Below are 19,329 nucleotides of genomic sequence, written 5' to 3'. Positions count from 1 at the left end.
CGGACGGTGCCGTCCGCTTCGGTCTATGATCCGGCGCACTTCCGGGGAGGAACACCATGAGCCTGATCGCGCGCCTCACACGCCACAAGAGCATCGAACAACTGCAGGCCGAACTTGGCCAGCGGCGCGATTTCCGTCGCGTGCTCGGCGTGTGGCAGCTCACCAGCATCGGCCTCGGCGGGATCATCGGGGTCGGCATCTTCGTGCTGGCCGGACAGCAGGCGGCGGCGAACGCCGGACCGGCGGTGGCGCTGGCGTTCCTGATCGCCGGCGTGGCGAGCGCGGCCGCGGCGCTGTGCTATGCCGAGTTCGCCGGCATGATCCCGGTCACCGGCAGCGCCTACACCTATGGCTACGCGGTGCTCGGCGAGTTCGCGGCCTGGCTGATCGGCTGGGATCTGCTGCTCGAATACGCGCTAATCGTTGCCGCGGTGGCGAGCGGCTGGGCCGGTTACTTGCAGAAGATCCTCGAAGCGGTCGGCCTCGGCCTGCCGGTGTGGGCACAGGGCGCCTACGGCACCGGCGAGGGTCGTTATTTCAACGTGATCGCCGCGGTTGTCGCCATGGCGATCGCCGTGCTGCTGACCATGCGCACCGAACTCGGCGCGCGCATCAACACCATCGTCGTCCTCATCAAGATCCTCGGCGTCGCCCTGATCATCGGTGTCGGCGTGTTCTACGTCGATCCGGCCAACTGGGTGCCGTTCATCCCGGAGCGCATCGTCGACGCCGACGGCAACGGACGTTTCGGTTTCGCCGGCGTGGTCACCGCGGCGGCCGTCGTGTTTTTCGCCGTGTTCGGCTACGACACGCTGACCACGGCGGCCGAGGAGGCGAAGAACCCGCAACGCGACCTGCCACGCGCGATCCTGCTCTCGCTCGGCATTTCGATGGCGCTGTACCTGACGATCTCGTTCGTGCTGACCGGCGTGGCCCACTACTCGACGCTCGGCAATGACGCGCCGGTGGCGAATGCGTTCAATGCCATCGGCCTGACCTGGGTCGGCATCGCGATCTCGGTGACGGCGGTCACCGGCATCATCAGCGTGGTGTTCGCCTTCATGCTCGGCGCCGCGCGCATCTGGTATGCGCTGGCGCGCGACGGCCTGCTGCCGGCCTGGTTCGCCAAGTCGCATCCGAAGTACGGCACGCCGTACCGGCCGACCCTGATCCTCGGCGTGCTGACCGGCCTGGCCGCCGGCGCATTCCCGATCGGCGAGCTGGCCGAGATGGTCAACATCGGCGTGCTCGCCGCGTTCATCGTGATTTGCGCCTCGGTGCTGGTGTTGCGCGTGCGTCGGCCCGAGCTGCCGCGCGCGTTCCGTACGCCGTGGGTACCGGTCGTGCCGATCCTCGGCATCGGTTTCTCGATCTGGCTGATCTCGGGCCTGCCGCTGCACACCTATGAGCGCTTCGGCATCTGGCTGTTGCTTGGTCTGGTCGTCTACTTCGGCTACGGCATCCGCCACAGCCGCCTGGGGCGCGAGTGAGCAAGTCCATCGGACCCGAGCCGAGCCGACCGAATCCAGGCCGTGTCGAGCCGCTTCGGCCGCGCTCGGCGAAATGACGCGATCAGTCGCCGCAGCGGCCGATGTGCCCGGTGCAGCTCAGGGATCGTCGTCGTCCGGCAGGGTGTCGAAGCCGTCGACGAAAATGCTGTCGAGGAAACTCGTGCCGATCAGCAGGAACGGCAAGTCGACGAGGTTCGGCGACGAACCGTTCTCGAACAGGCGCCACGAACCGGGCACGCAGTCGGGCTGGACCACGGTGGTCGGGCACTTCTGGCGGGCGAATCCGCCAACCGCGGTATACGCCTGCCCGAGGATGCTGACCGGTGGCGTATAGACGGGGTTCGCGGCCTGTGCGCCGAGCAACGACCAGTCGACCCAGTAGCTGCCGCCTTCCAGCACGAGCGGTTCCGGCAGCTCGATCGTCAATGCCTGCACCCGACGCGCGGTATCGGTGAACGGCCCCGTCGCCTGCACGGACTGGGCGATGCGGTACGGCCCGGGCATCGAGTCACCGAGCACGTTCGAGGCCGTGCCGTCGAACAGCTTCTCGCTTGGAGCGAAGTCCGGCACGCCCCTCCAGACGATCACGCGCGCATCGGTGAAGGGCGCCTCGGTACCGGTCTGGTATGCGAACAGGGTGATCGCCTCGATCGTCCAGATCTGGCCCGTGGGGACACCAAAATCGTCGGCCAGACGCCATTCCGGACCGGCGCTGAAGCCAAGCGCGGTGTAGCCCGGATAGGTCACGTCCTGAGCCAGGCTCACGTCCTCGCCTGACACGTGTGCCTGCGGATGGGTCACGAATGCACCGTTGCTGTAGAGCGGCTGCGCACCGGCACTGCCGCCGAACAGCAAGGCGAAGCTGCTGGCGACGGCGAGGGAAACTCGGTTCATCACGTGGATCCTGGATCAGGGGTGGCCGACGCGGTGCGCGGCGGCGCGAACGGCGGATTCTACCCTTGCCGCCTTGATCAGGGCATCCCTGGGGGATGTTCTGATCAATCCCCAGGACGGTCGGGCCGGGTGGATCGGGTAGGATGCGCGCATGAACGAGCCCGGCACGACCCATTTCGGCTTCCGCGACGTCCCTGAACGGGACAAGGCTCGCCTCGTCGGCGAAGTGTTCAGCTCGGTCGCGCGCAAGTACGACCTGATGAACGATCTCATGTCCTTTGGCGTGCATCGGCTGTGGAAGCGCCACTTCGTCGCCACCAGCGGCGTGCGCCGCGGCGATCGCGTGCTCGACCTCGCCGGCGGCACGGGCGACATCGCCGTACTGCTGCTGCCGCGGGTCGGTGACCAGGGCGAGGTCGTGGTCGGCGACATCAATGGCGACATGCTCAAGGTCGGCCGCGACCGCCTGACCGACCGCGGCCTCGTGCGCGGGCTGGACTGGGTGCAGCTCGACGCCGAGGCGCTGCCGTTCCCGGATCGTAGCTTCGACTGCGTGACCATGGCCTTCGGCCTGCGCAACGTCACCCGCAAGGAACGCGCCCTGGCCGAGATCCAGCGCGTGCTGAAGATCGGTGGCCGCGCCCTCGTGCTCGAGTTCTCGACGGTCAAGGCACCGTTGCTCAAGCCGCTCTACGACATCCATTCGTTCTCGGTGCTGCCGCGCCTCGGCGCGATGATCGCCGGCGACGAGGCGAGCTACCGCTACCTTGCCGAGTCGATCCGCAAGCATCCCGACCAGGCCACGCTGGCCGCGATGATGGAAAGCGCCGGCCTCGCCCGCGTCGACGTGCGCAACCTTTCCGGTGGCATCGTCGCGATCCATCGTGGCTACCGCATCTGAGCCGGGAATGCCTGCGTTGCCGTGACGCTCGGCTTTCCCGGATCCCTACCGGCCCCTGGGTTCGAGGGGCCTGCACCTCGCACCACCCGGAGTCCGCATGTCCTTCCGCCGCTGGTTCACCGCTTCGATCCTCGCGTTCGCCGCCACCCACCCCGCCCACGCCGAAACCGACCCGCACAGCTATGCGCAGCCAGGCGTCGTCAGCGTGCGCGCGCTCGACCTCGAGCTCGAGGTCGACTTCAACCAACGTGAGCTCGCCGGCACCGCCGAACTCGCGCTCGACTGGCACGACGACGCGGCACGCAGCCTCGTTCTCGACACGCGCGACCTCGTCATCGAGCGCATCGAAGCCGTCGCTGCAGACGGCACGACGACCGCGGCGAAGTTCACGCTCGACGAGCGCGACGCGATCTTCGGCTCGGCGTTGCGCATCGCGCTCGACAAGGCCGAACCGGTCGTGCGCATCCACTACCGCACGCAGCCGATCGCCTCGGGCCTGCAGTGGATGACGCCGGCGCAGACCGCCAGCCGCAAGCATCCGTTCATGTTCTCGCAGTCACAGGCGATCCATGCGCGCAGCTGGGTACCGCTGCAGGACACCCCGGCGGTACGTTTTACCTACACCGCCCGCATCAAGGCCCCGAAGGGTCTGCGCGTCATCATGAGTGCGGACAACGATGTCGCCCACGCGCTGAACGGCGACTTCCGCTTCGAGATGAAGCAACCGATTCCGTCCTATCTGCTCGCTATCGCGGTGGGCGAACTGGCCGTGCGCAAGACCGGCCCGCGCACGGCCGTCTACGCCGAACCTGCGGTCGTGACGCGTGCAGCGCGGGAGTTCGCGGACACCGAGGCGATGATCGCCGCGACCGAGTCGCTGTACGGCCCGTATCGCTGGGACCGCTACGACATCCTCGTGCTGCCGGCCAGTTTCCCGTTCGGCGGCATGGAGAACCCGCGCGTCACCTTCGCCACGCCGACAATCATCGCCGGCGACAAGAGCCTGGTCGGCCTGATCGCCCACGAACTTGCACATTCGTGGTCAGGCAATCTCGTCACCAATGCCAATGCGCAGCACATGTGGCTCAACGAAGGCTTCACCACCTATGTCGAGAACCGCATCGTCGAGGCCGTCTACGGCAAGGATGTGGCAACCATGCAGCTCGTCGTCGATGACCAGGAGCTCCGCAGCGAACTCGCCGACATGACGCCGAATGAGCAGCGCCTCGTCACCGACCTCACCGGCATCGATCCGGATGACGGCCTGACCGGCGTGCCCTACGACAAGGGGCGCTGGTTCCTGCGCTTCCTCGAATCGCGCTACGGACGTGACGCGTTCGATCCGTTCGTGCGCGCGTGGTTCGACCAGCACGCCTTTCAGAGCGTGGTCACCACCGACTTCCTGGCCTTCTACGAACGCGAACTCGCCAGCCGGCATCCCGGCAAGGTCGGCCTCGCCGAACTCGACGAGTGGCTGCACGGCATCGGCGTTCCGGCCAATGCCCCGGTCGCGCATTCGGCACGCTTCGACATCGTCGACAAGGCCGCTGCCGACTTCCTCGCCGGCAAGCTGGCAGCGAAGAAGATTCCGGCGCGAAACTGGGTCACCTACGAATGGCTGCGGTTCATCAATGCGCTGCCGGAAAAACCCACCGTCGATCAGATGAAGGCGCTCGACCAGGCCTGGAAACTGACCGGCACCGGCAACGGCGAAGTCGCATTCCGCTGGTACGTGGCCACGGTGCGCGCCGGTTATGCCGACGCGCGCCCACAGATCGCCACCTTCATCCAGCGCATCGGTCGTCGCAAGTTGATCCTGCCGATCTACGAGGCCCTCGCGAAGACCGACGAAGGCAAGCAGTTCGCCATCGGCGTATTCGAGAAAGCCAAGGCGGGTTACCACCCGTTGACGCGCGGCAGCGTGGCCAAGGTCCTCGGCATCAAGGATTGAGCCGGCACGAAACCGGGGTCGGCGCGGACCGGCCCCGATGTTTCACGGCACGGACTCGAAACCGGCGGCGAAGATCCTGTCGATGTCGGAGATGAGGCCGTGGACGTCCCGGGTGTCCACGGAGACGCCCGGCGTGTAGCCCTCATCCGAGGAATCCGCGGCTGAATTACCGTCGAAGTCCAGCGCAAGCGCGGTCACGACCGCCCCCGGAAGAATGAAGAGCGCGCCGCCCTTGCCCTGACCGGGCAAACCTGCGTTGTTGCCACCGGATTGGCTGCCGGCCGCGCCGCGCTCGGCCTGATTGCCGCTGAAGATGACGTCCTGAAGCTCGGCGCTACCTGCGCGGGCGAAGATCGCCCCGCCGAGCCCGGCACCGCCACCGCCACCGCCACCGACGTTGCCCTCGCCGGAGCTGCTGCCGCCCAAGCCACCGAATTCGCCGCCGGGTCCGCCGGGGCCGTCGATGCTCAAGCCCTTTGCGCCACGCCCGCCGCCGCCACCGCCAAATCCGCCTGCCCCGCCCGCGGGCGACGGACCACCGCTGCCGAACGAGTAACCGCCACCGCCGCCACCGCCGCCGAAGCCGCCGTCTCCGGGCACCGTGCTGACCTCCACACCATAGCTGCCGGCACCACCGCCGGCGCCGTCCCCGCCGTTCGAGGCACCCATCGCGGCGATGCCCGGTGAGCCACCGAGTCCCGCCAGCGGGTTGCCGTGTGCGCCCTCGCCGCCAAGCTGGTTCGCCGGCGCGCCACCGGGCAGCAGGATTCCACCACCACCACCGCCGCCATCGAAACCTGCTGGCAAGCTGCGACTGCCGCCTGTGCCGCCGCGAGCGATCGAGTCGCTTACGCGGACCGCGAACATGCGCAGGGAACCGTCGTTGAGAAACACCGCACCGCCGAGCCCGGCACCGCCACCGCCACAGCCGGAGCGTTGCTGGCAGGTGCCGCCGTTGCCACCTCGGGCAAAGCCGTGACGCAATGCCAGATCGATGAGCTGCAGGTCGCCACCATCGATGAAGAAGATGCGATTCCGAGTGCCCGCGCCGTCATCACCACTGATCGTCAGCTGATCCCTGCCGGCACCGAACAGGGTGATGTCGCTGCTGATCGCCGGCAGGCTGGAGCCGAGCTGGATCGTGCCGGACAGCGCCGACAGGTCGATGATGTCGGCGCCGTTGCCGGTCTGGCCGAGATCGGTGGTGCCGTCGGCGTTGGCGGCGATGATCGCCTCGCGCAGCGTGACCAGGCCGTCGCCGGGTGTCGTGTTGTCAGCCAGGCTGTTCACGGTGAGCACATTGCCACGCGTGGATCCCGTGGAATCCCGGATTTCCGCCTGCGCGCCATTGGCGCAACCGAAAGCCAGAACGGCGAGCGCCGCCGACAACGGCGTGCGCAGGTTCGACGATACGTTCATGAGGGGCTCCCTTGATCGAAGAAGAATGCGGTCAGGTTCGCTCCCGGTATCCGGTCGCGCTTCCTGCTCGTTCTCCTCAATCGCAATCCGGCGGCAAACTCCCTCAGGCAAGGGCCGGACCGGTCTCACGTCGGGTCCGGCCGCGCCACTCCCGCGCCGGGGCACCGGCGGCAGCGCGTGGTGTTTGCCTCGTCCGTTTCAGGAGCGCAACTTCCAACCGCTGCGGAACACCCACCACACGAAGCCGAGGCAGATCGCGAGGAACAGCAGGGTCATCCCCGTCGCCACCGCGATGTGCACGTCGGCGATGCCGTAGAAGCTCCAGCGGAAACCGCTGATGAGATAGACGACCGGGTTGAACAGGGTCACCTTCTGCCAGAACGGCGGCAGCATCTCGATCGAATAGAATGCGCCGCCGAGAAAGGTCAGCGGGGTGACCACCATAAGCGGGATCACCTGCAGTTTCTGGAAATCATCGGCCCACAGGCCGATGACGAAGCCGAACAGGCTGAAGGTGACCGCGGTGAGGACGAGGAACCCGACCATCCATACGGGATGCGCGATCTCATACGGCACGAACACGCGCGCAGTGGCCAGGATCAGCACGCCGAGGATCAGCGACTTGGTCGCCGCCGCGCCGACGTAACCGATCACCGCCTCGAGCCACGACACCGGTGCTGACAACAGCTCGTAGATCGTGCCGGCCCATTTGGGCATGTAGATGCCGAACGAAGCATTCGAGATGCTTTCGCTGAGCAGCGAGAGCATGAGCAGGCCCGGGATGATGAAGGCACCGTAGCTCACACCGTCGATTTCGCCCATGCGCGACCCGATCGCGGCGCCGAACACGATGAAGTAGAGTGAAGTCGACAGCACCGGCGAGGCGATGCTCTGGGTCAACGTGCGGAACGTGCGCGCCATCTCGAAGCGGTAGATCGCGAGGATCGCATACAGGTTCATGTGCGGGCTCCATGCACGAGGTCGACGAAGATGTCCTCGAGCGAACTTTCGCGCGTGGCCAGGTCCTTCCAGGCGATGCCGTGCTCGCCAAGGCGGGCGAGCAGGCTGGCGATGCCGGCATCGCCGGCATGTGCATCGAAGGTGTAGATCAGCGACTGCCGGTCGTCGGACAGCGCAAGCGGCAGCGTGGCGAGCGCACCCGGTAGTTCGGCCAGCGGCTGGGCGAGGCTCAGGCTGAGCTGGCGCTTGCCGAGCTTGCGCATCAGCATGCACGTCTCCTCGACGACGACCAGTTGGCCGCTGCGCATCACACCGATGCGGTCGGCCATCTCCTCGGCTTCCTCGATGTAGTGCGTGGTCAGGATGATCGTGGTGCCGGCGTCACGCAGGCGGCGCACCATCTGCCACATGCCGTGACGTAGCTCGACGTCGACGCCGGCGCTTGGCTCGTCGAGGAACAGAATCTTCGGCTCGTGCGCGAGCGCCTTGGCGATCATCACGCGGCGCTTCATGCCACCCGACAGGGTCATGATCCGCGCATCGCGCTTGTCCCACAGGGCGAGCTCGTGCAGGAGGCGTTCGAGCAGGGCTGGGTCGGGCGGCTTGCCGAACAGACCACGGCTGAACCTCAGCGTGGCCATGACCGACTCGAAGGCATCGGTATGCAGTTCCTGCGGCACCAGGCCGATCGCCGCGCGCGCGGCGCGGTAATCGCGCACGATATCGTGGCCGTCGGCCACGACCGTGCCGGAGCTCGCGCGCACGATGCCGCAGACAATGCCGATCAGGGTGGTCTTGCCGGCACCGTTCGGGCCGAGCAGGGCGAAGATCTCGCCGCGGCGAATATCCAGACTGACGTCCTTCAGGGCCACGTGGCCCGAGGCGTAGGTCTTGCCGACACGGTCGATCGAGATGATCGGCAGCATGCGCGTGGTTCCGGAAGATCAGGATCGGGCCGTGGAGAATGGAGAACGAGGCGCCCGAGAGCAACGCGGTCCGCTTTTCCGGGCCCGACCGTCCCCGGCAACGGCCCAGACCCACTATGATCGCGGGTCTGTCCAGGGTGGAGCCGACCATGCCCGTTGCGCCGGATCTGTTCGCGTCGCCGCGCCACCACGGAACGCGGGCATGTCGGTGATCGGTGCGCAGGAAGCCCTCGAACGCCTGCGCGAAGGCAACCGCCGCTTCGCCAGCGACGCCAGCGGCAGCGAAGCGGCCACCTCGACTTCGCGCCGGCGCGAACTTGCCGCCGGGCAGTCGCCGTTCGCGATCATCCTCGGCTGCTCCGATTCGCGCGTGCCGGCCGAGATCATCTTCGACCAGGGCCTTGGCGAACTGTTCGTGATCCGCGTTGCAGGCAACATCGTCGCGCCCTCGCAGATCGGCAGCGTCGAATTTGCCGCGGAACGCTATGGCACGCGCCTGGTCGTCGTGCTGGGTCACTCGAACTGCGGCGCGATCCTGACCACGATCGAAGAGCTCGGCCGCGCCCCCGACCATCGCCACCGCAATCTCGGCTCGATCGTCAACCGCATCAAGCCGTCCGTGCAGTCGCTGCTCGATACCGGCCTGATCGAAGACCACGATGCCCTCGTGCGCCATTCGGTGCGCACCAACATCCGCATGTCGGTCGGCCACTTGCGCACGGGTTCTGCCGTGCTCGAACACCTGATCGCCGACGAGGGCCTGATGGTGGTCGGCGCCGAGTACTCGCTGGAGACCGGCCTGGTCGAGTTCTTCGATACCTGACGCCACACTGGCGTCTGCATGACCCGCCCTTTGCAGACCTGCTCGACGCGCTTCGCGCCAAGGGATGCTCTGATCAATCCCACAACGGCGTCACCGTCCTGTGCGGGCGCAGATCAAGTCGCGAAGGCGATACCGAACATCATGGCATGCGCTCGACCAGGTGGGCGCGGTTTGCCAATGCCGGCATCGGTTCGGGCCAGAACTCCACGAGCCGCAGGATGCCTGCATCGCCGATCGTGAAGAACGAGATCGCGCGTGCGGTCTGCACGCCGTCACTGATTTCGACATCGGTCACGACCTCGTTGCCGCCGCCGACCAACCGGTTCACGGTGAACCGCCACGGGCCGTGCGCCGGATACTCGCTGTTCATGCACGCGAAGCGTTCGGCGCCGCGGATGCGCTCACCCGACTGCGGCCACTCGAGCACGAACTCAGGCGCCAGCACGCGTGCGACCGAATGGAAATCATTGCTCGCCATCAGCCGCCAGAACTCGTGAACGATCGAAGTGGCATGAGTCGACATGGGATTTCCGGCCGCGGGGATACGAGGCGCCTTGCCATCGCCTGATCGCACGGCGGGCGGGTGGAATGGTTGCCACGGCCCCCGGTACGCTCTGGAATTGTGAAACAGATCGCATTTCTGGTGTTACGCTAGGGGCGCTCTGATCAATCCCGCAATGGCGTCATGACATCCGCAAGGTTCGCTGCGGGGTAAGCGTGCCGAGGTACAGGCTGGTTGCCTGGGCGAGCCGCGCACGCCACGCTGCGGGCCTTGCGGATGTCACCCCATCATTGGGAATCAAAAGGTTGGGGCCGTCCTGTGCGGGCGCAGCTCGGCCTTGTGCCGGCTCGACAGACGGCCCATCTGCCTGCGCCATCGCGCCTTGATCTGCGCCCGCACAAGACGGTGACGCCGTTGCGGGATTGATCGGAACATCCCTGGGGTCACAGGGGCAGGCGTGGCCGCGACCACGCGGGGGACGCAGATGACGGACGAGGAAGCCGGGCCGGGGTTCCGCTACTGGGCCTTCATCAGCTACAGCCACGCCGACAGCGCAACGGCAGCGTGGCTGCACCGCGCGCTCGAGACCTACCGCATGCCGAGGCCACTGATCGGCATGCCGATCCCGGCCGGCAGCGTTCCGGCGCGCTTGAGCCCGATTTTCCGCGACCGCGACGAACTGCCAACCGCCAGTGACCTCGGCCATACGATCGAGGAAGCACTGCGCCAATCGTGGTGCCTCGTCGTCATCTGTTCGCCAGCCGCGGCGAAATCGCGCTGGGTCGACGCCGAGGTCGAGGCTTTCCGCAGGCTCGGCCGCAGCGAACGCATCCACTGTCTGATCGTCGCCGGCGAGCCGGATTCCACCGAGGTGCCATGTTTCCCACCCGCCCTCGCCGGTGCACTGCGCGCGCAGGGTCAGCCTGCCGGCGAGCCGATCGCCGCCGACCTGCGACCGCATGGCGATGGACGCGCGAATGCACGGCTCAAGCTCGTCGCCGGCATCCTCGGCCTGCGCTTCGACAAGTTCCTCCGTCGCGAGCAGCAGCGCCGTCATCGCCTGATGCTGCTGGTCACCCTGGTATCGGTCCTTGCCGCCGTCGTGCTCGCGACCTTCTCCGTGATGACGATCTCCTCGCGTCGCGAAGCCGACGCGCAGCGGCGCCATGCCGAAGGCCTGGTCGAGTTCATGCTCGGCGACCTGCGCAGGAAACTCGAACCGGACGGCAAGCTCGCCACCCTCGATGCGGTCGGCAAGGAAGCATTGGCCTACTACGCGGCGCAGAACCCCGGGCAACTCGATGCCGACGCCCTTGCCCGCCGCGCCCGCGCCTTGCAGCAGATTGGCGAGGTGCTCAACCTGCGTGGCCAGCTCGACGATGCGCTCGACGTGTTCCGCCAGGCGGCTGCCACCACCGCTGAACTGCTCGAACGTGAGCCCGACAACGGCCAGCGCGTTTTCGACCATGCACAAAGCGTGTATTGGGTGGGCAACGTGGCATACCTGCGCGGTGATGCCGCCACTGCAGAAGCCTCGTTCCGTGAGTACAAGACGCTTGCCGGGAGGCTCGTCGCCATGGACCCGACCAATGACGACTGGCAGACCGAACTTGGATACGCCAACGTCAACCTCGGTGTCCTGCAGTACGGACAGGGTCGGGCGGACGAGGCACGAAGGGTTTTCGAAGACGAACTCAGGTTGGCGCGTCAATCGATGGAGCGTGCACCCGGCGACTATCGGCGCAAGTGGCGCATCGCGCAGGCACACGCGTGGCTCGCCGACACGAGCGTCCTCGAAGGGCACTTGCATGATGCTGTAGCACACCGTGGGAACGAAATCGCGATCTACGACGATGCCTTGACGCTGGACCCCACGAACAACGACGCGCGCGAGGCGCTGTCCGTCGGTGAAAGGGCGTTGGCGCATGTTCTGCTCGGACTGGGTCGGAGCAATGACGCCCGTCGCCACATTCAACGTGCGCAAGCACTCGTGACCGAGCTCATACGCACCGACCCGGACAACCTGCGCTGGCTTGAACATGCTGCGGCAACTTCAACGACAAAGGCGGAAATGCACGCGCGGAACGGCGAGCTCGCTGCCTCGATCGAGGAGGCGAGGCGGGCACAGGATCTTGCCGCCAGGCTCATAGAGCGGGATCCAAAGATCCTCATCTGGCAGATCCGCTGGGTCGAAAGCGTGCTCATCCATGCGCGCGCGCTCATCATGCGCAACGACTTCAACGAGGCCAGACGCGTGGCACAGGGCGTGATGTCACGCCTCGAGAACCTGCCGGCATCGCGGCTGCACGCGCCACGCCGGGCCTTTCTCATGGCCCAGGCGCAGCTCATCATTGCCGAAGCCGATCGGCGTCAGGGCAACGTCGCTGGCAATCGCAACGCCCTGTCGAAAGTGCTCGTGCTGCTCGAAGGCGATATCGCCTTCGACAGAGCGCGAGTGGACGCGGCGCGAGCCATCGCACTGTATCGACTCGGTCGCGAGGCCGAAGCCAGACCATTCGTGGACAAGCTTTCCACGCTGGATTTCCACGACCCCGAACTTGACGCGATCACGTCCGAGATTCGGAACGACCCCTCCCTGGACTCGCCCACACTCCGGCCTGCCCACTGAGGTCCATGCCAACCCGCAACGAGGAGAGCGGACATGCCAGTACCCACAGCGCGAGTCAAAGTAATACTGGAGGTACGTGATTCGAACGCACCATTGGAAAATGCGGTGAGATTTCGATTCGCTGCATCCACTGATCAGGCATCCGGGATCAAGGTTGAAGAAGATGGAGACATCATCCTGCCCAGGTCGCTGAAGAGCGAGGTAGGGATCCTGTTCACCCTGGCGACGAAACAACTTTCCCATGGCGGGCGAGCGTACGCGGTGAGTTTCAAACCCAATGGTTCCGACAACATTCGCAGAATGCTGCGACTCCAGAATCCAAAAACCGACAATAGCAAGAAGGAATGGCCGTACGAGGATGGTGAGTTCTACAACTTTCGGTTGTCCGATTCCGAAGAGGAAAACCGCGAGCTCAGGGTGACGATGAGGAACGAAGCCACGCATCAAGGCGCCCTCATCGACTACCAATACGGCCTCACCGTCAGTCTGCGTGACCGCAATGGTGCGCATGTGGCATACGTCGAGCACGATCCCGTCATTCGCAATGGTGGCGGCAGCTCCAGGGTCAACCCGACCGGCTTGCTTCGGCCCGTCCTCGCCGGCTTCGTTGCCGGGGCGGTGTGTGCGATCGTGTTGCTCAGGGCATTCTCCTGGTGACTCGTCGGAAGCAGTCCACGGAACCCGCGCCCTTGGCTTGCGAACCCCTCCTCATCGGCGTCACCAGCCATCGCGACCCCGCGCCCGATGAGGTGCCTGCGCTGCGTGCGCGGGTGGCGAATTTTCTCGGCACGCTGGCGCTCGCCAACCCGACATTGGCGGTGACCGTGGTCACGTCGCTGGCGGAGGGTGGCGACCAGTTGGTCGCCGAGGAGGCGCTCGCGCTCGGTCTGCGCGTGATCGCCGTGCTGCCGATGACGCTCTCCTCGTATGTCGACGATTTCACGGCCGACGAAGCACGTCGTCGCTTCGAGACACTGCTCGCGCGCGCGACGGTGGTCGAGATGCCCGAGGTCGACGGCGCGGCCATACTCGGCAGCGATGCCGGTGCCAAGCACGTGCGTGCCTGGCACTACACCCAGGCCGGCATCTACATTGCGAGCCACAGCCATCTGCTGCTCGCATTGTGGGATGGGCGCCCCGCGCGCGGCAGCGGCGGGACCGCCGATGTCGTCACCTACCATCTGGATGGCATCGAGCCGGCCCTGATCGAACGCCGGCGCAACATGGCCGTGCTCAATCGCTTCGGTGGGAGCCGCGAACGTTTCGCCTTCCATATCGTCTGCTCGCGCAATGGTCGCGAGGGCGCGCCCGCTCCAGGCCTTGGACCGCTGCAGGTGTTCTGGCGCAGCGGCGGAGGTCAGGCGGAGGATGGCGATGGGCCGATGCCCGCCGAACTCCAGCGCATGCTCGATCGCCTCACCGCCTGGCAGGCCGACCTCTCCCGCCACTGCAGTGGTGGCAACCGTGCCACGCACACCGGCACCGCGACACCGGCATCCTCGCCGATCGAGCGCCGCTTCGCCGCCGCCGACCACCTCGCTCTGCTCTACCGGCGCCGCGTGATCGTCGCAATGCGCACGCTCTACTCGATGGCCGCCCTGATGGGCATTGCCTTCATCGGCTACGAACAGCTGTCCCAGGATTCGATGATTTTCGTCTTCCTCGCACTGTTTGCCGCTGGCGTCGGCATCGATCGACTCGCCCACAAGCATGCCTGGCATCGCAAGTACCTCGATTACCGTGCGCTCGCCGAAGGCTTGCGCGTGCAGATGTACTGGCGGCGCGGCGGTCTTGCCACCCACGATGACGCCGAGTTCGCACACGATGATTTTCTGCAGAAACAGGACGTCGAACTCGACTGGATCCGCAACGTCATGCGCTCCGCCGCCCTCGAAGCAGCGGCGATGCCGGCAACACCGGTCGATCTCGACGCTGTCGTCGATGCATGGGTCGGGACTCCGGGTGGCGACGGTCAGCTGGGCTTCTATCAACGCCGCAGTCGCGAGCGCGCGGCGACACATCGGCTCACCGAACGCCTCGGCGCATTGAGCCTGTGGACCGGCATCGCCATCTGCATCTTCCTCGCAATCACGATTCGCGTCCTGCCGGACGATGCAAAGACCGCCCTGGTCGCACTGATGGGCTCGCTCTCGGTGATCGCCGCCGTGCGCGAGGCCTATGCGTACCGCAAGGCCGACAAGGAACTCATCAAGCAGTACCGTTACATGCAGCGCATCTTCGCGCAGGCGCGCCAGGCCATCGACCGTGCAGCGGACGACGATGCCAAGCGCGCGATCCTGCGCGAACTCGGCGAAGCCGCCCTGGCCGAACATGCCGAATGGACTCTTATGCACCGCGAACGTCCGCTCGAACGCGCACATATCTGAGCCGGCGCAGGCGCACGAACTGCCCTGCGGAGTCGCTCGTCGACGCGGCACCTGGCCGGGAAATGCGCCGCTGGCATTCCGTCCCTCATCCGCGCCGGGTTCCACCACGCCGGCAACCAGGGTTTCCATCCCACCGGTTGCCCACATGGATGTTCCGCGCTTCGTCCGACCGGCCGTGAATGCCCGGGAAGAACGGTCTCATCGGATCGCGTGGCGGTGGTGCGAAACCGGTCGGCCGCAGCCTGCATTCCCGGCACGGTGCGGATCCAGCTCCTGCCCGAGCACGTACCGTCATGCGTCGTTCTGCGGCATGCTTGCGCGATGCTCGACATCGTCCTCCACCGCCCCGAGATTCCGCCCAACACCGGCAACGTGATCCGGTTGTGCGCCAACACCGGCGCGCGCCTGCACCTGATCGCACCACTCGGTTTCGAGCTGGACGATGCACGCCTGCGCCGCGCCGGGCTCGACTATCACGAGTTCACGGCACTGCATGTGCATGCGGATCTGGCCGCCTTCGTCGCCGTGGTTGCACCGCGTCGGCTGTTCGCGTTGTCCACGCGCGGCGGGGTGCGCTATGACAGCGTGCGCTATGCCGACGGTGATGCACTGATGTTCGGTTCTGAAACCGCGGGATTGCCGGATGAGGTGCTCGCCATGATCGAGCCGGCCCATCGCCTGCGCCTGCCGATGCGACCCGGCAACCGCAGCCTCAACCTGTCCAACGCGGTCGCGGTGGTCGCGTTCGAGGCGTGGCGTCAGGCGGGATTCGCGGGAGGAGTCTGGAACACACACGCAGGGTGAGGTCGCTGCTCGACGCGCGCCCGCGCTTGCGCGCGTTCACCGCAGCGTGCAGATCTCCTCGGGGTACTCGGGTTTCTGCTCCCGGGCCATCAGGATCTGCAAACCTTCGACCGGGGTGATTTCCTCGTGCAGCACGCGCTGCACCTGCTCGGCGATCGGCAGTTCGATACCGACGCGGCGGGCGAGACGTACGACTTCGTCGACGGTGACGATGCTCTCGACGACCTGACCGATTTCGGCGACGGCCTGCGGCAATGGCACGCCGCGGCCAAGCGCAAGGCCGAGGCGACGGTTACGCGAGAGGTCACCTGTGCAGGTCAGGACCAGGTCGCCGAGACCAGCCAGGCCCATCAGGGTTTCCGCACGCGCGCCAAGCGCGGTGCCGAGGCGCAGGATCTCGTTCATGCCGCGCGTGATCAGTCCGGCGCGCGCGTTGAGACCGAGTTGCATGCCGTCGGCAACGCCAGTGGCGACGGCGAGCACGTTCTTCATGGCGCCGCCGAGCTCGGCGCCGAGCACGTCGGTGCCGGTATAGGCACGGAAATTCGGCGCGTGCAACAGGCTGGCGACACGTTGCGCGAACTCCGCGTTGGCCGAGTGCACTGTCAACGCGGTCGGCAGACCCTGGGCGACTTCACGCGCGAACGAGGGGCCGGTGACCACGGCCGCCGGATGCTGCGGCAGGCGTTCGGCAACCAGTTCATGCAGGAAACGCCCGGAGCCCGGATCGAAACCCTTGGTCGCCCAGGCAATGCCTGCCTCCGGTGCGACCCATGGCGCGATCTCGTCGACGAGGTCGCGAAAAGCATGGCTCGGCACCGACACCAGCACGATCGCGGCATCGCGTACGCAGGCTTCGATCGCGGCGGTGACCTGCAGGCCCTCCGGGAACGGCATCTCCGGCAGGTAGCGCGAGTTCGCCCGCACCGTGGCCATGTCGACCACGGCCTGCGCGGAACGCCCCCATAACGTGGTCGGCACGCCGTTGCGGGCGAGGAGCACGGCCAGCGCCGTGCCCCAGGAACCGGCGCCGAGAACCGCGACCGGCGTCGAGGTCTTCATCGACTCAGGAATTGAGTGCCTGACCGGCTGCCGGCGCTTCGGCACGCCGGCGCATCTGCTCGGCGTAGATGGCGTCGAAATTGATCGGCTGCAGCAGCAGCGGCGGGAAACCGCCGGCCTGGACGAGATCGGAGACGACCTGGCGCGCATACGGGAACAGCACGTTCGGGCAGTACGTGGCGAGCACGGCTTCCTGTGCGGCCGGTTCGAAACCGGAGACGCCGAAGATGCCGGCCTGGTGCACCTCGGCGAGGTAGGCCGTGCCCTCCTCGAGCTTGCAGGTGACGGTCACGCTGAGCACCACCTCGAACACCGAAGGGGCCAGCGTGTTGACGCGCTGGCTCAGGTTGAGCTCGACGTTTGGCTGACCCTGCGACTGGAACACCTGCGGCGCGTTCGGCACCTCGAACGAGAGATCCTTGGTATAGATCTTCTGCAGGTTGAGCTGGGCGGCGTTCTCGACCGGGCCGGTGGCGGCGCCGTTCGCTGGGGTGTTCTCTGCCATGGTGCGGATGCTCCGGAAAAATCGGGGGAAAAAGGACGCGGATTATCCCACGCCAGGAAAGCCTGTGCACGCAGGCGGGAATCGGGACATCGGGGTCGATGCCGGCCAACGCAAGGGCGGGTTCGATCCCGGCTCAGCCGGTGGCGCGGCCCTTGGCCAGCGGCATCTGCGCCTCGGTCCAGGCACGCACGCCACCGTCGAGCGAATACACCTGGCTGAAGCCGGCCTTGACCAGGCGCTTGGCCGCCATGCCTGCGGTCTGGCCGCTGCGGCAGACGATGGCCACCGGCAACTCGCGGACCTTGGCAAGTTCCTTGCTCTCCGGGTCGAACTGGCTCATGGCAACGTGACGCGAGCCGGGAATGTGGCCCTTCTCGTAGTCCTGGATGCTCGACACGTCGAACAGCAGCGCGTTCTCGCGGTTGATGAGCTGGGTCAGGCCGGCCGGGGTCAACAGGCGGTAGCCGCGCGTCAGGCGCACGAACTCGCTGGCGACGAGGGCGACCAGCACGCCGATGAAGGCGAACGAAAGGATCGGATGGTTGCCGATGAACTCGGGCAGGCGGCTGAGGAATTCGGACACGGGAAGAGTAACCTCGGCTGGCGGCGCGGTCGCACCGGCACGAAAAGGAACGCGATTGTCGGCGAGCGGACCGATGCCTGCAAATCCCGGCTGGCGGGCGGCTGAACCCGTCAGCCATCATTCTGCGCAGACGTGACCGTCCATGCTGGGGAAAGCCGCTATGTCCATCCGCCTCTGCTCGATCGCCCTGTTCACCGCCCTGCCGGCGCTGGCCGCTGATCGGCCGCCATCCACACCCGCTGGTGGCGAAGGCTTCACGCGCGAATCACTCGCCCACGACCATGAAATGCCGGCCTTCATGCGCGCCAACATCGAACTCGGCATCGCCGAGAACGTCGCGCGGCTGACCCGCGAAGGCCTGCTCGCCGCCCCGGACACGAGCGTGCTGGTCAGCAACCTGCAATGGCCGCTGCGCGCTCGTGCCGGCTACGCCGACCCCGACTATCACGGCATCTCGAACTTCGTCGACCTCGACCCGGCGTTTCCGAACCAGTTGCTCGACTACCAGTGCGGCACGCGCTCGTACGACCTTTCAAGCGGCTACAACCATCCCGGCATCGACTATTTCCTCTGGCCGTTCGCCTGGCGGATGATGGACGCGGAAGTCATCGAGGTGGTCGCCGCCGCGCCCGGCACGATCATCCAGAAGATCGACGGCTGGAACGACCGCAGCTGCACGAACAACTATTCCGACAGCTGGAACGCCGTCTACGTGCAGCACGGCGACGGCACCGTGGCGTGGTACGGCCACATGAAGTTGGGCAGCCTGACCGCGAAGCCGATCGGCGCCAGCGTGGCCGCCGGCGAATACCTCGGCCTGGTCGCCAGTTCCGGTTTCTCCACCGGCCCGCATCTGCATTTCGAGCTGCGCAGCTCGAACGGTGCCGGCGCGACGATCTTCGAACCGCACAGCGGCACCTGCCGCGCCGGTGCCAGCCTGTGGGCGAACCAGCGCCCGTACTGGGACAGCGGCATCAACAAGCTGGCCACCCACTCGGCGCCGCCGAGTTTCGCCGTCAGTTGCCCGAATCCCGGCCAGGAAACGCCGAATCTCAGCAACCGCTTCCGGCCGGGCATCGACAACTTCCACGTCGCCGCCTATTACCGCGACCAGCTCAATGGCGCACAGACGACCTTCCGCCTGCGCCGCGGCAACACCGTGACCTCGACCTGGCAGCACACCAACAATGGCGACTACGCGGCCGCTTACTGGTACTGGTCATGGACGCCGCTGCCGGCGAGCACCATGCCCGGCGTGTGGATCGTCGAGGCCACCTTCAACGGGCGCACCTACTACCATGAGTACATGGTCGGCGACGACATCATCTTCGCAAGCTCGTTCGGCGGCTGAGCCCCTGGGATGCCCTGACCTGTTCGGCAATGGCGTCATGAAGTCCGCAAGGTTCGCGGCGTGGTGCGCGGCTTGCCCAGGCAGCCAGTCTGCCTTCGCCGTCGCGCCATGATCTGCGCCG

17 protein-coding genes are annotated in these 19,329 nt (G+C 66.4%); 9 read left to right on the top strand and 8 right to left on the bottom strand.

The features are described from left to right. The first annotated feature begins 56 nt into the window (after nucleotides 1-56). Nucleotides 57-1,490 (top strand): amino acid permease, encoded by a 1,434-nt coding sequence (locus tag KF907_RS04550; RefSeq protein WP_291218637.1) that lies wholly within the window; start codon nucleotides 57-59, stop codon nucleotides 1,488-1,490. A gap of 117 nt (nucleotides 1,491-1,607) precedes the next feature. Here the strand turns inward: KF907_RS04550 and KF907_RS04545 are convergent, their stop codons facing one another. After that, nucleotides 1,608-2,405, bottom strand: coding sequence for a hypothetical protein (locus tag KF907_RS04545; protein WP_291218635.1), 798 nt, complete (start codon nucleotides 2,403-2,405; stop codon nucleotides 1,608-1,610). Between the two features lie 151 nt (nucleotides 2,406-2,556). On the opposite strand from KF907_RS04545, the gene ubiE reads away from it, so the two are divergent. Beyond that, entirely contained in the window at nucleotides 2,557-3,306 is a 750-nt protein-coding gene (gene ubiE, locus KF907_RS04540) for a bifunctional demethylmenaquinone methyltransferase/2-methoxy-6-polyprenyl-1,4-benzoquinol methylase UbiE (protein ID WP_291218633.1), read from the top strand. 97 nt (nucleotides 3,307-3,403) lie between these two features. Continuing rightward, nucleotides 3,404-5,257 carry a M1 family metallopeptidase gene (locus KF907_RS04535; RefSeq protein ID WP_291218631.1) on the top strand — a complete coding sequence of 618 codons (1,854 nt, stop codon included), beginning with the start codon at nucleotides 3,404-3,406 and terminating at the stop codon, nucleotides 5,255-5,257. A gap of 42 nt (nucleotides 5,258-5,299) precedes the next feature. Here KF907_RS04535 and KF907_RS04530 read toward each other — a convergent pair whose 3' ends face one another. The 3 genes from KF907_RS04530 to KF907_RS04520 form a co-directional block, all read right to left on the bottom strand. Continuing rightward, nucleotides 5,300-6,676 (bottom strand): CSLREA domain-containing protein, encoded by a 1,377-nt coding sequence (locus KF907_RS04530; protein WP_291218627.1) that lies wholly within the window; start codon nucleotides 6,674-6,676, stop codon nucleotides 5,300-5,302. Between the two features lie 198 nt (nucleotides 6,677-6,874). Beyond that, on the bottom strand, nucleotides 6,875-7,636 hold the full coding sequence (locus KF907_RS04525; protein WP_291218625.1) for an ABC transporter permease: 762 nt from the start codon (nucleotides 7,634-7,636) through the stop codon (nucleotides 6,875-6,877). Beyond that, nucleotides 7,633-8,562, bottom strand: a complete 930-nt coding sequence (locus KF907_RS04520; protein ID WP_291218623.1) for an ABC transporter ATP-binding protein — start codon at nucleotides 8,560-8,562, stop codon at nucleotides 7,633-7,635. The genes KF907_RS04525 and KF907_RS04520 overlap by 4 nt, the downstream gene beginning before the upstream one ends. Before the next feature lie 202 nt (nucleotides 8,563-8,764). Between KF907_RS04520 and KF907_RS04515 the strand changes: the two genes are divergently transcribed. Then, a complete protein-coding gene (locus KF907_RS04515; protein ID WP_291218621.1) occupies nucleotides 8,765-9,385 on the top strand; it encodes a carbonic anhydrase in 621 nt (206 codons plus the stop codon). Between the two features lie 139 nt (nucleotides 9,386-9,524). Here KF907_RS04515 and KF907_RS04510 read toward each other — a convergent pair whose 3' ends face one another. Beyond that, nucleotides 9,525-9,908, bottom strand: coding sequence for a nuclear transport factor 2 family protein (locus tag KF907_RS04510; RefSeq protein WP_291218619.1), 384 nt, complete (start codon nucleotides 9,906-9,908; stop codon nucleotides 9,525-9,527). 463 nt (nucleotides 9,909-10,371) lie between these two features. On the opposite strand from KF907_RS04510, the gene KF907_RS04505 reads away from it, so the two are divergent. The 4 genes from KF907_RS04505 (at nucleotide 10,372) to KF907_RS04490 (ending at nucleotide 15,707) form a co-directional block, all read left to right on the top strand. Then, nucleotides 10,372-12,516, top strand: coding sequence for a toll/interleukin-1 receptor domain-containing protein (locus KF907_RS04505; protein ID WP_291218617.1), 2,145 nt, complete (start codon nucleotides 10,372-10,374; stop codon nucleotides 12,514-12,516). Between the two features lie 33 nt (nucleotides 12,517-12,549). Further along, entirely contained in the window at nucleotides 12,550-13,173 is a 624-nt protein-coding gene (locus tag KF907_RS04500) for a hypothetical protein (protein ID WP_291218615.1), read from the top strand. A 32-nt stretch (nucleotides 13,174-13,205) separates the two neighbouring features. After that, nucleotides 13,206-14,903, top strand: coding sequence for a hypothetical protein (locus KF907_RS04495; RefSeq protein WP_291218613.1), 1,698 nt, complete (start codon nucleotides 13,206-13,208; stop codon nucleotides 14,901-14,903). 321 nt (nucleotides 14,904-15,224) lie between these two features. Further along, nucleotides 15,225-15,707, top strand: coding sequence for a tRNA (cytidine(34)-2'-O)-methyltransferase (locus KF907_RS04490; protein WP_291218611.1), 483 nt, complete (start codon nucleotides 15,225-15,227; stop codon nucleotides 15,705-15,707). A 36-nt stretch (nucleotides 15,708-15,743) separates the two neighbouring features. Here KF907_RS04490 and KF907_RS04485 read toward each other — a convergent pair whose 3' ends face one another. The 3 genes from KF907_RS04485 to KF907_RS04475 all read right to left on the bottom strand — a co-directional run bounded on the left by KF907_RS04485 (nucleotide 15,744) and on the right by KF907_RS04475 (nucleotide 17,857). After that, on the bottom strand, nucleotides 15,744-16,769 hold the full coding sequence (locus KF907_RS04485; protein WP_291218609.1) for an NAD(P)H-dependent glycerol-3-phosphate dehydrogenase: 1,026 nt from the start codon (nucleotides 16,767-16,769) through the stop codon (nucleotides 15,744-15,746). A gap of 4 nt (nucleotides 16,770-16,773) precedes the next feature. Beyond that, nucleotides 16,774-17,274 carry a protein-export chaperone SecB gene (gene secB / locus KF907_RS04480; RefSeq protein ID WP_291218607.1) on the bottom strand — a complete coding sequence of 167 codons (501 nt, stop codon included), beginning with the start codon at nucleotides 17,272-17,274 and terminating at the stop codon, nucleotides 16,774-16,776. A 133-nt stretch (nucleotides 17,275-17,407) separates the two neighbouring features. Further along, on the bottom strand, nucleotides 17,408-17,857 hold the full coding sequence (locus KF907_RS04475) for a rhodanese-like domain-containing protein (protein WP_291218605.1): 450 nt from the start codon (nucleotides 17,855-17,857) through the stop codon (nucleotides 17,408-17,410). 160 nt (nucleotides 17,858-18,017) lie between these two features. On the opposite strand from KF907_RS04475, the gene KF907_RS04470 reads away from it, so the two are divergent. Then, entirely contained in the window at nucleotides 18,018-19,208 is a 1,191-nt protein-coding gene (locus KF907_RS04470) for a peptidoglycan DD-metalloendopeptidase family protein (protein ID WP_291218604.1), read from the top strand. Nucleotides 19,209-19,329 lie beyond the last annotated feature (121 nt).

It is taken from the genome of Dokdonella sp., from assembly GCF_019634775.1.
GTDB lineage: Bacteria > Pseudomonadota > Gammaproteobacteria > Xanthomonadales > Rhodanobacteraceae > Dokdonella.
Note: the sequence above shows the minus strand (reverse complement) of the source record. Positions and strands in the feature narration are given on the sequence as shown.

What these genes read in the sequence shown, in the direction of transcription:
- KF907_RS04550 (WP_291218637.1), top strand. Translation starts at nt 57, where the DNA reads ATGAGCCTGATCGCGCGCCTCACACGCCACAAGAGCATCGAACAACTG.
- KF907_RS04545 (WP_291218635.1), bottom strand. Translation starts at nt 2,405, where the DNA reads ATGAACCGAGTTTCCCTCGCCGTCGCCAGCAGCTTCGCCTTGCTGTTC.
- ubiE (WP_291218633.1), top strand. Translation starts at nt 2,557, where the DNA reads ATGAACGAGCCCGGCACGACCCATTTCGGCTTCCGCGACGTCCCTGAA.
- KF907_RS04535 (WP_291218631.1), top strand. Translation starts at nt 3,404, where the DNA reads ATGTCCTTCCGCCGCTGGTTCACCGCTTCGATCCTCGCGTTCGCCGCC.
- KF907_RS04530 (WP_291218627.1), bottom strand. Translation starts at nt 6,676, where the DNA reads ATGAACGTATCGTCGAACCTGCGCACGCCGTTGTCGGCGGCGCTCGCC.
- KF907_RS04525 (WP_291218625.1), bottom strand. Translation starts at nt 7,636, where the DNA reads ATGAACCTGTATGCGATCCTCGCGATCTACCGCTTCGAGATGGCGCGC.
- KF907_RS04520 (WP_291218623.1), bottom strand. Translation starts at nt 8,562, where the DNA reads ATGCTGCCGATCATCTCGATCGACCGTGTCGGCAAGACCTACGCCTCG.
- KF907_RS04515 (WP_291218621.1), top strand. Translation starts at nt 8,765, where the DNA reads ATGTCGGTGATCGGTGCGCAGGAAGCCCTCGAACGCCTGCGCGAAGGC.
- KF907_RS04510 (WP_291218619.1), bottom strand. Translation starts at nt 9,908, where the DNA reads ATGTCGACTCATGCCACTTCGATCGTTCACGAGTTCTGGCGGCTGATG.
- KF907_RS04505 (WP_291218617.1), top strand. Translation starts at nt 10,372, where the DNA reads ATGACGGACGAGGAAGCCGGGCCGGGGTTCCGCTACTGGGCCTTCATC.
- KF907_RS04500 (WP_291218615.1), top strand. Translation starts at nt 12,550, where the DNA reads ATGCCAGTACCCACAGCGCGAGTCAAAGTAATACTGGAGGTACGTGAT.
- KF907_RS04490 (WP_291218611.1), top strand. Translation starts at nt 15,225, where the DNA reads ATGCTCGACATCGTCCTCCACCGCCCCGAGATTCCGCCCAACACCGGC.
- KF907_RS04485 (WP_291218609.1), bottom strand. Translation starts at nt 16,769, where the DNA reads ATGAAGACCTCGACGCCGGTCGCGGTTCTCGGCGCCGGTTCCTGGGGC.
- secB (WP_291218607.1), bottom strand. Translation starts at nt 17,274, where the DNA reads ATGGCAGAGAACACCCCAGCGAACGGCGCCGCCACCGGCCCGGTCGAG.
- KF907_RS04470 (WP_291218604.1), top strand. Translation starts at nt 18,018, where the DNA reads ATGTCCATCCGCCTCTGCTCGATCGCCCTGTTCACCGCCCTGCCGGCG.